This is a genomic window from Achromobacter sp., assembly GCF_057314935.1.
In genome coordinates, this window is sequence record NZ_DBHKZA010000002.1 from 76,866 (window position 1) to 91,094 (window position 14,229).

Annotated in this window: 12 protein-coding genes; 3 read left to right on the forward strand and 9 right to left on the reverse strand. The window is 65.9% G+C overall.

Annotation, left to right across the window (positions count from 1 at the left end; all coding sequences use genetic code 11):
- Window positions 1-14: 14 nt before the first annotated feature.
- On the forward strand, window positions 15-911 hold the full coding sequence (locus ACO6D5_RS01085) for a hypothetical protein (RefSeq protein ID WP_485824390.1): 897 nt from the start codon (window positions 15-17) through the stop codon (window positions 909-911).
- Window positions 912-939: 28 nt separating this feature from the next.
- Here ACO6D5_RS01085 and ilvA read toward each other — a convergent pair whose 3' ends face one another.
- The gene (ilvA, locus tag ACO6D5_RS01090; RefSeq protein WP_485824391.1) at window positions 940-2,523 is read right to left on the reverse strand and encodes a threonine ammonia-lyase, biosynthetic; all 1,584 of its coding nucleotides are present in this window, start codon (window positions 2,521-2,523) and stop codon (window positions 940-942) included.
- Window positions 2,524-3,169: 646 nt separating this feature from the next.
- Here ilvA and ACO6D5_RS01095 point away from each other — a divergent pair.
- Entirely contained in the window at window positions 3,170-5,398 is a 2,229-nt protein-coding gene (locus tag ACO6D5_RS01095; protein WP_315845552.1) for an NADP-dependent isocitrate dehydrogenase, read from the forward strand.
- Window positions 5,399-5,500: 102 nt separating this feature from the next.
- On the opposite strand, the gene ACO6D5_RS01100 is transcribed toward ACO6D5_RS01095, so the two are convergent.
- The 8 genes from ACO6D5_RS01100 to ACO6D5_RS01135 form a co-directional block, all read right to left on the reverse strand.
- The gene (locus ACO6D5_RS01100) at window positions 5,501-7,078 is read right to left on the reverse strand and encodes an ArnT family glycosyltransferase (RefSeq protein ID WP_485824392.1); all 1,578 of its coding nucleotides are present in this window, start codon (window positions 7,076-7,078) and stop codon (window positions 5,501-5,503) included.
- Between the two features lie 220 nt (window positions 7,079-7,298).
- Window positions 7,299-8,099, reverse strand: coding sequence for an ABC transporter permease (locus ACO6D5_RS01105; protein ID WP_315845550.1), 801 nt, complete (start codon window positions 8,097-8,099; stop codon window positions 7,299-7,301).
- Complete coding sequence (locus ACO6D5_RS01110) at window positions 8,090-8,704, reverse strand: ABC transporter ATP-binding protein (protein WP_485824393.1); 615 nt, start codon at window positions 8,702-8,704, stop codon at window positions 8,090-8,092. The genes ACO6D5_RS01105 and ACO6D5_RS01110 overlap by 10 nt, the downstream gene beginning before the upstream one ends.
- On the reverse strand, window positions 8,697-9,620 hold the full coding sequence (locus ACO6D5_RS01115; RefSeq protein WP_485824394.1) for a LysR substrate-binding domain-containing protein: 924 nt from the start codon (window positions 9,618-9,620) through the stop codon (window positions 8,697-8,699). Before ACO6D5_RS01115 ends, ACO6D5_RS01110 begins: the two co-directional genes overlap by 8 nt.
- A gap of 176 nt (window positions 9,621-9,796) precedes the next feature.
- Complete coding sequence (locus ACO6D5_RS01120; protein ID WP_315846539.1) at window positions 9,797-10,549, reverse strand: ATP-binding cassette domain-containing protein; 753 nt, start codon at window positions 10,547-10,549, stop codon at window positions 9,797-9,799.
- A 37-nt stretch (window positions 10,550-10,586) separates the two neighbouring features.
- The gene (locus ACO6D5_RS01125; RefSeq protein ID WP_006223039.1) at window positions 10,587-11,240 is read right to left on the reverse strand and encodes an amino acid ABC transporter permease; all 654 of its coding nucleotides are present in this window, start codon (window positions 11,238-11,240) and stop codon (window positions 10,587-10,589) included.
- A 131-nt stretch (window positions 11,241-11,371) separates the two neighbouring features.
- A complete protein-coding gene (locus tag ACO6D5_RS01130; RefSeq protein WP_485824395.1) occupies window positions 11,372-12,163 on the reverse strand; it encodes an amino acid ABC transporter substrate-binding protein in 792 nt (263 codons plus the stop codon).
- 150 nt (window positions 12,164-12,313) lie between these two features.
- Window positions 12,314-13,225: a LysR family transcriptional regulator gene (locus tag ACO6D5_RS01135; protein WP_315846510.1), complete on the reverse strand. Its 912-nt coding sequence runs from the start codon at window positions 13,223-13,225 to the stop codon at window positions 12,314-12,316.
- A gap of 148 nt (window positions 13,226-13,373) precedes the next feature.
- Here ACO6D5_RS01135 and ACO6D5_RS01140 point away from each other — a divergent pair, with 148 nt between their 5' ends.
- Window positions 13,374-14,225, forward strand: coding sequence for a transporter substrate-binding domain-containing protein (locus ACO6D5_RS01140; protein WP_315846511.1), 852 nt, complete (start codon window positions 13,374-13,376; stop codon window positions 14,223-14,225).
- Window positions 14,226-14,229 lie beyond the last annotated feature (4 nt).

Genomic DNA, 14,229 nt, shown 5'->3' on the forward strand with positions numbered 1-14,229 from the left:
CGTTTTGTCTCAGCATGCTTGCCGCCCCTGCGGGCGCGTCCGTGATTTACGACAACCATGGCCTGGTGGTGGAAGTTACGGCCAGCGGGCGCAGCGACTGGAATACCGGCCAGCGGCAAAACACCCGCAGCACAACCATCTCGTTCCAGGGCAACAAGCTTTGCGGCCGAGACGTCGGGCGGCTGCTATATCCGGACGGCAAAGACCCCGCCGCCAACGCCTTCTTCTGCGCGGGCCCCGCCAAGGCGTTGGAGACCGACGCCGTGCTGGCCTACTTCAACAGTTCCAGCATCGACCCCGTGCTGACCCATTTGCAGGTCGTCGACGGCGCGCTGCGCGTGAAGCGCCTGGCGCTGGCGGACAAGCGCGACCGGGACCGCCCCAACGGCACCCGCTTTGAAGCGGCCCGGCTGCCGGGTTGGACGCGGGTCGAAACCGCCTGGAACGAAACGGTGATGATCCGCCATGCGCCGCTCAAGGCGCTGAACCTGGGCGCCGGCAAGCTGCTGGACGTGGACGGCGACGTGGCTTATCTGGCCATCCCGCCCGGGCGCGACGTGGTCGTGGTGCAGCCCGCCACGCACGTGAAGGACGCCTACGGCTACCAGCAGTACGTGCCCGAAATCACCAAATTCGTGGATGCGCCGATCGCGTTCCGCGCCGTGCGCATGAGCGACGGCCGCGAACTGGCACGGCTGGATTTCAAGGACACGTGCCTGCGCCTGCCAGCGCTGGAATTCAACCAGCCCGACACGCTGGCCTCGTCTTCCACCCGTCCCGACGTCGCCTTCGACGACCTGCCGGCCTGGCGCGCCCGCACCCTGCTGCTGACGCAGGCGCAGGGCCGTGCCACGCTGCGCTTGCAGCCCGGCGTGTCCCTGCCCGCCAAAGCCAATTGCAAACCGGGCTGACGGCGGGCCCCACCGTCCGGCCGCGCGTTCAGATCAGGAACTGGCGGTAGGCCTCGTTGCCGGTTTCCTCGAAATGGGCGTAGCCCAACTGCAAAAGGAAGGCGTCCAGCGCCGCGCTGTCGGCCAGCGGTGCCTGGATACCTACCAGTGCCGAACTGAAGTCCGCGCCCTGGTTGCGGTAGTGGAACAAACTGATATTCCAGTTGGGCGCCATTTCCGACAGGAACTTCATCAGCGCGCCCGGACGTTCGGGGAACTCGAAGCGGAACAGCCGTTCACCGGCCGCCAGGGGCGAACGCCCGCCCACCATGTAGCGGATGTGCTGCTTGGACACTTCGTTGTTCGTCAGGTCGTTGACCGAAAACCCCTGTTCTTCCAGCGCCGCGGCGATGTCGGCCGAGTCCCCCCGGCGCGCGATCTGCATGCTGACGAAGATGTGCGCGGTGCGCACGTCCGCAATGCGGTAATTGAATTCGGTCACGCTGCGCTGCCCGAGGACGCGGCAGAAGCGGCGAAAGCTGCCGCGCTCCTCGGGCACCGTCACGGCAAACACGGCTTCACGCGCTTCGCCGACCTCGGCCCGGTCGGCCACGAAGCGCATGCGGTCAAAATTCATGTTGGCGCCGGAGGTGATGGCTACCAGCGACAGCCCCTGCGCGCCCTCGCGTTCCACATACTTCTTCAAGCCCGCCACCGCCAGGGCGCCCGCGGGCTCCAGCACGCTGCGCGTATCCAGGAACATGTCCTTAATTGCCGCGCACACGGCATCGGTGTCCACCAAGATCACTTCGTCCAGATACTCGCGGCACAGGCGGAAGGTCTCTTCGCCCACCAGCTTGACCGCCGTGCCGTCCGAAAACAGCCCCACTTCCGGCAGATTGACGCGCTCTCCCGCCTGCAGCGATTGCGCCATCGCGCAGGAATCCTCGGTCTGCACGCCGATGACCTTCACTGCCGGGTTCACCGTCTTCACATAGGCCGATACGCCCGCCGCCAGGCTGCCCCCGCCGATCGGCACAAAAATCGCATGGAGCGCGCCGGGATGCTGGCGCAGGATTTCCATGCCGATAGTGCCTTGGCCCGCGATCACGTAGGGGTCATCGAAGGCCGGGATGAAGGTCAGGTCCTGTTGCTGGGCCAGCGTTTGCGCGTGGGCGTAGGCATCGCTGTAGGAATCGCCCGCCTGCACCACGGTGACGGTCGGGCCGCCGTGGGCGCGCACGGCGTCCACCTTCACCTGCGGGGCCGTTTGCGGCACCACGATGATGGCGCGCACGCCCAGCTTGGCAGCCGAAATGGCCACGCCCTGCGCATGGTTGCCGGCCGACGCAGTGATCACGCCGCGGTCCAGCGCCGCTTGCGGCGTGTTGCGCATCTTGTTGTAGGCCCCGCGCACCTTGAACGAGAAGACGGGCTGGTTGTCTTCGCGCTTGAGGTGGACCGTGTTGTTCAGCCGCGCCGACAGGCCACGCGCGGGGTCCAGTTCGGTTTCGCGGGCAATGTCGTACACGCGGGCGGTCAGGATCTGGCGCAGGTATTCGATGGGCGAAGCATTGCCTTGCTGGAAGTCCGTAGTGTCAGCAAGGGAGTCGGCGGGGGTGCAAGCGGGCATGGGGTTCTCTGCGTTGGGATACTTGCCTTGCAGAGGCGGCCACAAAAAACCCGCCTCGTGGGGCGGGTGGCTGTGACTGACTGCGGTCGCGCGCTAACCCACCATTCCAGGAATGATGGTAATAATCAGCGAAATGCGGACGGCGCGGGAAGTCATGAACCGCAGCTTGCGCCCGCCGCGAAAGTTTGTCAAATCGCCCATAGCAGGCCGGCTTCATCCTGACTCGATGCACCATTCGCGTGGGAAGCCGCCACGTTAGGCCCTATTACCCACACATTGCCGGCCGTTGAGGCCTCAGGCGCTTCCGAGCATGGCGCATTCGTTGCCAAAATTCGGCTATTGGGCCATATCGAGGCCGTATTGATGCGATATCGAGCCCATAAGACGGCCTTTTGCGGTCATTTCCCCACGCGCCGGGCGTATCGCGGTATTACAATGTTCAATTCGTGGCAGTCGCACCATCCCAGAATGGCCGGGTAATCCGGCCATCAAATAAAGGGCGGGCGCCGGCCAATTTGGACAGATCCAGGTCGTTGATCCGCGTCTGCCCATACGAACCCACTCTCGATAACATCTACCGGCGTACGCCGCTTAGCATGTTCGGGTTTGCGCCAAAAGCGCCTGAAGCCGAACAGATTCAAGGATCATGTCTCTTACTCCGAAGATTATCTATACCCTCACCGATGAAGCTCCGGCGCTTGCAACCCGTTCGCTGCTTCCCATCGTCCAGGCTTTCGCCAAACCCGCAGGCATCACGGTCGAGACGCGCGACATCTCCCTGGCCGGCCGCATCATCGCCCTCTTCCCTGACTACCTCGAAGACAGCCAGAAGCTCGCGGACGCCCTGGCCGAACTGGGCGCGCTGGCTGTCAAGCCGGAAGCCAACATCATCAAGCTGCCCAACATCAGCGCCTCGATGCCCCAGCTGAAGGCGGCCATCAAGGAACTGCAGGAACAGGGCTACAAGCTGCCGGATTACCCGGACGCCCCCGCCAACGACACCGAGCGCGACGTCAAGGCCCGCTACGACAAGGTCAAGGGCAGCGCCGTGAACCCGGTCCTGCGCGAAGGCAACTCCGACCGCCGCGCGCCGCTGTCGGTCAAGAACTACGCCCGCAAGCACCCGCACAAGATGGGCGCCTGGTCGGCCGATTCGAAGTCGCACGTGGCCCACATGTCCGAAGGCGATTTCTACGGCACCGAAAAGTCGGCCCTGATCGCCGAGGCTGGCGACGTCAAGATCGAACTGACGGCCGCCGACGGCACGAAGACCGTGCTGAAGGAAAAGACCCCGGTCAAGGCCGGCGAGATCATCGACGCCGCCGTGCTGTCGACCGCCAAGCTGAAGTCCTTCCTGCAAGCGCAGATCGACGACGCGCGCGCCACCGGCGTGCTGTTCTCGGTGCACCTGAAGGCCACGATGATGAAGGTCTCCGACCCCGTCATCTTCGGCCACGTCGTGTCCGTGTTCTACAAGGACGTGCTGGCCAAGCACGCCGCCGCGCTCAAGCAGGCCGGTTTCGACGCCAACAACGGCATCGGCGACCTGTACGCCAAGATCCAATCGCTGCCGGCCGACCAGCAGGCCGCCATCACCGCCGACATCGACGCCGCCTACAAGACGCTGCCGCAACTGGCCATGGTGAATTCCGACAAGGGCATCACCAACCTGCACGTGCCCAGCGACGTCATCGTCGACGCGTCCATGCCCGCCATGATCCGCGACTCCGGCAAAATGTGGAACGCCGACGGCCAACTGCAAGACACCAAGGCCGTCATCCCCGACCGCAGCTACGCTGGCGTGTACCAGGCCGTCATCGACGACTGCAAGAAGAATGGCGCCTTCAATCCGGTCACGATGGGCAGCGTGCCCAACGTCGGCCTGATGGCCCAAGCCGCCGAAGAATACGGTTCGCACAACAAGACCTTCGTCGTCCCGGCATCGGGCACCGTGCGCGTTACCGACGCCTCGGGCAAGGTCCTGCTGGAACAAGCCGTGGAAGCCGGCGACCTCTGGCGCATGTGCCAGACCAAGGACGCCGCGATCCAGGACTGGGTCAAGCTGGCCGTCAACCGCGCCCGCGCCAGCAAGACGCCTGCCGTCTTCTGGCTGGACGAAAAGCGCGCCCACGACGCCCAGATCATCGCCAAGGTCAAGCAGTACCTGAACGACCACGACACCAGCGGCCTGGACCTGCGCATTCTGGACCCGGTTGAAGCCACCAAGTTCTCGGTCAAGCGCATCCGCGAAGGCCTGGACACGATCTCGGTCACCGGCAACGTGCTGCGCGACTACCTGACCGACCTGTTCCCCATCATGGAGCTGGGCACCAGCGCCAAGATGCTGTCGATCGTTCCGCTGGTTGCCGGTGGCGGCCTGTTCGAAACGGGCGCGGGCGGCTCGGCCCCGAAGCACGTGCAACAGTTCCTGGAAGAAGGCTTCCTGCGCTGGGATTCGCTGGGCGAATTCATGGCGCTGGCCGAATCCCTGGACCACCTGGGCCGCGCGTACAAGAACCCGACCGCCCAGATCCTGGCCAAAACGCTGGATCAAGCCACCGCCAAGTTCCTGGACGAAAACAAGTCGCCGGACCGCAAGGTCGGTGGCCTGGACAACCGCGGCAGCCACTTCTACCTGGCCATGTACTGGGCCCAGGCCGTGGCCGCGCAAACCGACGACCGCAAGCTGGCAGCCCAGTTCGCGGGCGCCGCGGGCGCGTTCGCCGAAAGCGAAACCAAGATCGTTGAAGAACTGAAGGCGGCCCAAGGCAAGCCGGTCGACATCGGCGGCTACTACCAGCCGAACGAGTCGAAGGCCAGCCAGGCCATGCGCCCCAGCGCCACGCTGAACCAGGTGCTGGCCTCCATCGGCTAAGCGCCCTCGCCCGGCGGCCCCGCCGCCGCCAGGACGACAAAAAAACCGGCAGCCCTCACAGGCTGCCGGTTTTTTCTTTGGCCCGCGCTGTCTGCACGACGGCTAACGCGCCGCGGGCAAGCCCCCGCACATGCGTTGACGGAACGCCGCATCGATGTCGATGCGCCACACCGCGCGCTTGTCGCCAGCGATACGTGCGGGCACGCCGGCAATGGCCGGGTAGCGCGAGGCGTCGTCGTCCCGGCCCCAGATCCAGAAGCGCGCGCCGTCGGCAGCGGCGCACAGGCGGGTCGAGAGGTCGCCGTTCTCCACCAGCACGCGCTTGCCCACGACCGGATCAAACTGCGCCGCGTCGTACAGTTCCTTGCGCCAATTGTCCCGCGTGGGGATTTCGGGATCCTGCCAGTTGTCGACGATCCAGGCGGGTTGCTCGGCCTGCGTATAGAAGCCGAGGTCGAACGGCAGCGCATGCAGGGCGACCTGCCCGTCCTGCGGCCGCATGTCGCCCTGCAACACCTGCATGGTCGGGCCTGCACTGCCTCGCGGATTGGACGAGGCGACGATGATCGCCCCCAGGCAAATGACGACCGCCACACTCGCCGCGACAATCGCTCCCCGGCGCCTGCCCGTCGCCCAGGACGGCGCAAGGCGCTCGCTGATCAACAGCGCCAGCGGGGGAAACACCGGCAGCACGTAACCGATCAGCTTGGATTGCGGAATGGAGAAAAACACCATCACCACCGCGATCCAGATCGCCATCAACCGCCGCAAGCCCTGCGGGTCGGCCTCACGCCAGAATGCGGGCTTCAAGAGCGGCACGGCCCAGATCGACCACGGCATCGACAGCCCGACCACGATGGGGACATAGAACCAGAACGGCTGCGCGTTGTTGAAGCCGCTTTGCGCGAAGCGCTCGAAGTGCTGATAGACGAAGAAGTAGTGATAGAAGCCGGGAAACTTCACCTGCATCAACCAGAACCACGGCACCGCCACCACCGCGAACGCCAGCAAGGCAGGTACCCAGAGCAAGGCGCGCATGCCCCGCCAGTCCCGCCGCAACAGCAGCCAGGCCAACACGATGGCGCCTGGCAGCGCCAGGCCGATCAGCCCCTTGGCCAGCACCGCCAGCGCCGCCAGGACGCCGGTGGCAATCGACATGGCTCGGAACGGCCGCCCGGCCCCTCGCCGCAATGCCGTATCGGCGGCGGCCAGCACGCACAGCGTGATCATGCTGGCGACCAGCATGTCCATATTGGCGAATTGCGCGGCGCCGAAGAACAACGGCATCAGGGCCAGGATCGCCACCGCCCATCGCGCCTGCGCCACATTCCGGTAGCGCGACACGAAGGCGTAGAGCCCTGCGCCCGCGCTCCACGCGCCGATCAGCGACGGCACGCGCGCGCTGAACTCGTGCACGCCGAACAGTGCATAGCTGATCTGCGCCAGCCAGTAGTACAGCGGCGGCTTGTGGAAATACGGCATCCCGTCCAGCAGCGGCACCATGGGAGAGCGGCTGCGCAGCATCTCCCAGGCCACGCCAGCGTAGCGCCCTTCGTCGGGCAAGGTCAGCCAGCGCGCCCAGGCCAGGGCGGCCAGCCACAAGGCCAGGCATAGCAGCACCAGCCAACCGGGAAAGGCCTTTTGCAGGCTGACCGGGCGGACGGCGGCGGCGGGTGTCATGACCGCGCTCACGCCCGGCGCTCCGCTTGGGCGCGTGCGGCAGCGCGGCCGATATGACGGGACAGAAGGGTCAGGCAAGACTCGAATGGCATCGGATTTCGGGAAATAGGCGTGCACAAGAACGGGAAGCTGGCGCCATTATCGAAAGCCGCCCGTCGATTTCTCATGAAATTTCGGGCCAAAATCCGCTTTTTCAGCCGTCCGTAGGCTGAAAGCGCCCTTATTTCGACGCCGCCAGCCGGTCCAGGCGCAAGCGCCCACGCTCGTCCGTCAGCCGCCGCATGGCGCCGTACGCGGCGCCCATCGCCGCCATGCCGCTGGCGCCGCACAGCAAGAACATCAGCAGGATCTGATACTTGGCGGCATCGATCGGGTCCATGCCTGCGATGATCTGGCCGGTCATGATGCCCGGCAGCGTGATGATGCCCGCCGCCGACATCTGGTTGACGCTGGGCACGATGCCGCGCCGCACCGATTCGCGCAACAAGGAAGAAAACGCCTGATGCGGCGTGGCGCCCAGCGACAGGCGGGCCTCGATCGCCAGCTTTTCCCGGCGCACGCCCGACAGCACCCCGTCCAGCGCCAGGCTGGCGGCGTTCAATACGCTGCCCAGCACGATGCCGACCAGGGCGATGGCATAGCGCGGGTCGTACCAGGGGTCGGGGCGCAATGCGGTGTTCAGGATGAACATCGCCGTGATCAAGGTGGTGGCCGCCACGGCCAATGTGCCGACCCACCCATTGCCGTGCCCGGCCAACCTTGCCTTGGGCCTGGCAGCCACCTCGCGCGCGGCCAGCGCCATCATCACCGCCACGACCAGGGCGGTGAGCCACGGCGCGGCATGCGCGAACACCACCCGCAGGATATGGCCCACCAGCAGCAGCTGCACCACGGTGCGCACCGCCGCCCACAAGACCTGCCGCTGCAGGTTCAGCCGCAATGCAAAGGAAATCGCCGCGCACAGCAGCACCAGGCAAGACGCGATCACCAGATCCAGCGCCTGCAACTTGATTACGTCCATAAGGGCTCCAGTCTGCCCGCTTCCATCCGCCAGCGGCGCCGCGCCAGGCGCTGCGCCTGTTCGGGGCTATGCGTCACCATCAGGATCGCCGCGCCGCCGTCCAGATAGCGCTGCAGCGCCGCCTCGACAAGCCCGGTCGCCGCCTGGTCCAGCGCTGCAGTGGGCTCGTCCAGCAGCAGCACGCGCGGCGCCTGCGCCAGTGCGCGCACCAGACCCAAGCGCTGGCGTTCGCCCGTGGAAAGCTCGTGCACCAAGCCATCCAATTTTTCCGCAGGCAGGCCAAGCGCCTGCATCAAGGCCTGGGCTTGCGCGCGGTCTGTGAAGTGCGGCGCGACATGGTCGTCCCACCAACCCGCTTCGGCCTGGCAGTACACCACCTTGCGCCGCCATTCAAACCCGCGCATGGCGGAACGGCGGACGCCATCCAGTTCGACTTCGCCGTGGCCGGGGTCCAGGTCTGCCACCTGGCGCAGCAAGAGCGACTTGCCCGAGCCGGAGGGCCCGGCGATGGCCGCGCATTCGCCTGCCGCAAGATCCAGGCTGACCGGGGACAGGCGCTGGCTGTAGACACCGCGCAGCCGGAGTACGGGTGCCGCGTCAGCCATGCGCGCTGCCCTCGTGCGCCGGCGCGCGCGCCGGCTCTGCCGCTTCGGCCTTCACCCAGTCGATGAACGCCTGGACTTCCGGCCGCGCCACGGCGTCCGGGCGGCTGACGATGTAGTACGCAAAGCGTGCGGGCCAAGGCCGGTCCAGCGCCAGGGCAAGCCGGCCCGAATCAAGGTCTTCCCTGGCGTGCGTGTCCTGCACCAGGGCGATGCCCTGCCCCGTGCCGGCGGCGCGCAGCAACAGCAGGTCGTCTTCGAAGCTGGGGCCCCGTTGCGCATCGACGCCGGCGTCCACGCCATGCGCCTGCAACCACAATGCCCAATCGGCGCGGTCCGAATCCTGCAGCAAGGGATAGTTCAGGCAGTCTTCGGCCGACCGGATGGCCGGCCCCTGCGCCAGCAAGGCCGGACTGGCCACGGGCAGCAGCACGGGAGTCATCAGCCTGAAGGTCGACAAGCCCGGGTAATGGCCCAGGCCATGGCGTAAGGCGACGTCAATGCGGTCGCGCCTGAAGTCGACCAGCTTGGACGACGCTTCCACCCGAACCTCGATATCGGGGTGCAGGGCCGAGAACCGGCCGATGCGCGGCACCAGCCACGACGACGCGAAGGAAGGCACCGTGCTGACGGTCAGCGTGCGCTGCGCCGAATAGGATTCCAGCAGCGACAACGATTTTTCGATCTGGTCGAACGCGCGCAGCAAGCCCGGATAGGCGCTGGCGCCGGCCGGCGTGAGCCGCACGCCGTGGCGTTCGCGCACGAACAGCGCCAACGCCAGGCGGTCTTCCAGCAAGCGTATCTGCTGGCTGACGGCCCCGGGCGTCACGCCCAACGCTTCGGCCGCCGCTTTCAGGCTGCCCAGGCGCGCCGTCTCGGTGAAGGCTCGCAGTGCGAGCAAAGGCAGGACGGCACCCACGCGCGCTCCTTTAGAAAATCTATCTTCTCATTCTGGCCAGAATATCACAGGCTGCCCGAAGCCATTCCGGCCAGGATCCGTCACTCAGGTCAAATAAGGAATAGATGGACTAAAACAAAACAGCCCGCTCTCGGGCGGGCTGTCACGGGCAATGCCAAGCTGGCCGGGCGGCAAGATCAAAGCATATGCGCCAGGAACTCCCGGCTGCGCGCGTGCTGCGGCGCCCGGAAAAACTCTGCGGACGGCGCCTCTTCCACGATGCGGCCTTCGTCCATGAAGATGACGCGGTGTGCCACTTCACGGGCGAAGCCCATTTCGTGCGTCACGACCAGCATGGTCATGCGCTCATCAGCCAACTGCTTCATCGTGCGCAGCACTTCCCCCGTCAGTTCGGGGTCCAGCGCGGACGTGGGCTCGTCGAACAGCATGATGTCGGGCTCCATCGCCAGCGCGCGGGCGATCGCCACGCGCTGCTTCTGGCCGCCGGACAGGCGCGTCGGGTAGTTGTCGCGCTTGTTCAGCAGGCCAACCTTGCGCAGCAGCTCTTCCGCCTTCGGGATGATCTGCGCCTTCGACATGCCCTTGACCGTCAGCGGCGCTTCGATGATGTTCTGCAGCACCGTCATGTGCGGGAACAGGTTGAACGACTGGAACACCATGCCCATCTTGCGGCAGATGCGGCGCACGTCGGCGTCGCTGGCGTACTGGCTGCGGCCGCCGTCCACGGCGCGGGCCATGGTCTCGCCTTCGACCTCGATGCTGCCTTCGTCGATGGTTTCCAGATGGTTCAGGCAGCGCAGGAACGTGCTCTTGCCCGAGCCGGACGGGCCGATCACCGCGACGACCTCGCCCTGGCCCAGCGTCAACGACACCTGGTCCAGCACGCGGTTGGAACCGAACGATTTGATGATGCCGCGCGCCTGGATCATGACGGGGCGACCGTGCGCGTGGGCGCCCGGCGACGGATTACTGGTCATATTTGGCATAGCGCTTTTCCATGTGCTGGAAGAACCACGTCAACACCAGCGTCATGAGGAGGTAGAAGGCGGCGGCGACCAGGAAAGGCGTGGTCGTGAAGTCGCGCTGCACGATGCCGCGCGCGGTCCGCAGGATGTCGTTCAAGGCCAGCACGTAGATCAGCGACGTGTCCTTCACCAGCGTGATGGTCTCGTTGCTCATCGGCGGCAGCACGCGCTGCACCATCTGCGGCAAGACGATGCGGCGCAGCGTCTGCAGATAGGTCATGCCCAGCACCTTGCTGCCTTCGTATTGGCCCCGGTCCACCGACTGGATGCCCGCGCGGAAGATCTCGGCGAAGTACGCCGCGTAGTTCAGCGCAAATGCCACCACGGCCGCCGGAAAATCGGGCAACCGCACGCCCACCACCGGCACGAACGGCAGCGCGAAATAGATGAACAGCATCTGGAGCATCAGCGGCGTGCCGCGCATCAGCCAGATGTATCCGTTGACCAGGCTGCTCAGCAGCGGCCATTTCGAGATCCGCGCAAGCGCCAGGACCAGCCCCAAGGGCACGGCCAGGGCCAGGGTGATGAAAAACAGCGTCAAGGTCACTTTCGCGCCTTCCGCCATAGGCCCCAACAGGGAGAGTACGTAGTCCATTCAGTGGGATCGCGCCGCTTGCGGCAAGAAGATTCATGAGCAAGCCCGCCTGGCGCCTGGGCGCGGCAGCGGGCTGCGGGACGGCTTGGGTCAGGCGCCCGGGCCGGCAGGCCGCGGGCGCCGCACGCCGTTTACTTGATGATGTTGGCGCCGAACCACTGGGTCGCGATGCGGCCGGCGGTGCCGTCCTGCTTCATCGAGTCCAGCGTCTTGTCCAGCTTGCCCAGCAGTTCGGCGTCATCCTTGCGAACGCCGACGCCGTAGTCTTCGGTGCCGAAGTTCTCTTCCAGCACGCGGTATTCGCCTGCGCGCTTGCTGATCAGGTAGCGGCCCACCACTTCGTCCACGACGATGGCGTCCAGGCGGCCGGCGGCCAGGTCCATCAGGGCCGTGACGTTGTCGCCGAACTTCTTGACTTCCTTGATCTGGGCGGCGACCGGGTCCTTGGCGATGGCGTCGGTGGCGCTGCTGCCGTCCTGCGCGCCCACGGTCTTGCCGGCCAGGTCGGCCTTCGCCTTCACGGGCGAGGCGGTGCCGACGATGATGATCTGGTGGTTGGCCATGTACGGCGCGGTGAAGCTGATGTTCTTCTTGCGCTCTTCGGTGATGGTCAGGCCGTTCCACAGCACGTCGACGCGGCGACCGTTGAGTTCGGCTTCCTTGGCGCTCCAGTCGATCGGCTTGAATTCGACTTCGATGCCGAGGCGCTTGCTGGCTTCCTTGGCCATGTCGATGTCGAAACCGACGATCTGGTTGCTCGCGTCACGAAAACCCATGGGCGGGAAATTGTCGTCCAGGCCCACCACGACCTTCTTGGCGGCAGCCGGCGCTTGCGTGCTGGCGGCGGGCGCGTTGTCGCTGGGGCCGCAAGCGGTCAGCATCGTGGTTGCGGACACGAGGAGAACAGCAGTCAGTTTTTTCATAGTTATGGGTGCGCCAGGCGCAGGAATGAAGAAGCCGGAGTGGCTGGACAATCAGCCGCGAGCCGACATTTTAGCGTCACTGCGCGACCCGCCCGTCTCAGGCCCGTCCGTCCGCCGCGGGCCGCCCGTCAGGCCGCGCCGCGGCGCCCGCTACGCGGCCGGATGAAAGCGTTCCAGGAGGCGCAGGAACAGTTCCACCGAGCGGGTGCCGGGCCGGGACACCTCGGTGATGGCGCTGATGGTGTTTTCGTAGACGGGGCCGTCGGGCAGCTGCGTCAGGGCGTGCCGCCGGGACACCGAATCCGCGTAATGCTGGGGCAGCATCCCGAGGTAATGGCCTGACGACACCAGCATGGCAATCGCCTCCAGCCCCGTGGCGTCCGGGCCGCGCGCGAACCCGTACGCGCCCAGCGCATCGTGCACGAAGGGGTGCGAGCGATACACCAGCGGCAGGTCACGGGCGCGGTCCAGGCTGCCGCGCGCCACGAACAGCCGGTGCCGCTCGACGAACAGCCGCTGGTAATGGAACCCGCTTTCACGACGGTACATGCCCCGCACCGCGATCTGCACGCGGCGCTCGCGCAGCGCCTGGTCCAGATCGTTGAAAGTCATCACCGTCAGTTCCACCTTGACGTCGGGCGCCGCCTCGCGCATCGCGGCCAATGCCCGGGGGATCTGGCAGTCGGCGTCGGTGATGACGTGTTCCACCATGCCGATGGACAGCGTCCCCGACAGCACGCCCCGCACCGCGTCGATTTCGGGCCGGATGCGCTCCAGCGACTTCAGGGCGTCGCGGGCCAGTTCGAGCGCCACCTTGCCCGCCTGGGTCAGCTCGAAGCCGGACGGTCCGCGGTCGCACAGGCGCACGCCCAGCGTTTCCTCCACCTCGCGCACGTGGCGGCTGATGGAGGCCTTGGACATGTTCAGCTGCTTTTCCGCCGCGGCAAAGCCGTTGGCCTGCGCCACGGCGCAGAAGATGCGCAGGGAGCGCAGGTCGCGCTCGGTGAACTCCGGACGGGCCACGGTCGTTCCGTTTTGAAAGGTATTGAATTTCGAAACCATACCACTAAAAAAATCATTTTTCATGACCGATTCAGGGGAATACAGTTTCCCGAACCGCTGGCGCCAGGGAGCGCAGATTCCCGCGGCGGGCCCATACCGGGCCTGCCGGCCCAGCGGCCAAACATCACGACATTTCAAGGGAAAAATCATGCAGAACCTGTCCAGAAGGCGCTTTGTCACGACCACCCTCGCCGCCGGGGCGGCGTTGGCCCTGCCCGCGCTCTCGTTTGCCGAGGGCGGATCGCTGGCCGACATCAAGAAGCGCGGCAAGCTCACCGTGGGCACGGAAGCCGCCTACGAACCGTTCGAATTCGTCGAAAACGGCAAGGTCGTGGGCTACGGGCACGACGTGCTGCAGTTGATGGCCGCCAAGCTGGGCGTGCAGCTGGAACAGATGAACCTGCCCTTCCAGGGCTTGTTGCCGGGGCTGATGTCGCGCAAATTCGACCTGGTCGCCACCAGCGTGGGCATCACCCCGGAACGCGCCAAGCGCTTCGCCTTCACCCAGCCGGTGGGCGTGGTCCGGTCGGTGTTGATGGTGCGGGTGGACGACGCGTCGATCAAGCAGGATAAGGACATCGCCGGCAAGGTCATCGGCACCCAGATGGGATCGTCGTCGCAGCCGGTGGCCGAGGAGTTCGAAAAGCGCCTGAAGGAGTCGGGCGCCAAAGGCTATGCGGACACCAAGCTGTTCCAGGCCTATCCGGACGTGTCCAACGCGCTGGCGAACAAGACCGTGGACGTGGCGCTGATGCCGTCCAACATCGCGGCGGTCCAGATGCGCAAGCAACCCGGCGCATTCCGCATCGCCGGCGAAATCGGGCAGGCCAAGCTGCTGGCCTGGGTCGCGAACCCGCAGGACCTGGAGATCCGCCAGTTCGTCAACGACACCTTCGACGAATTGCGCGCATCCAACCAGTTGCTGGAACTGCAGAAGAAGTGGTTCGGGGCGCCCATGGACATTCCGCGCGCCAACTACCTGCCTGCCGGCGCCATCTGAGCGC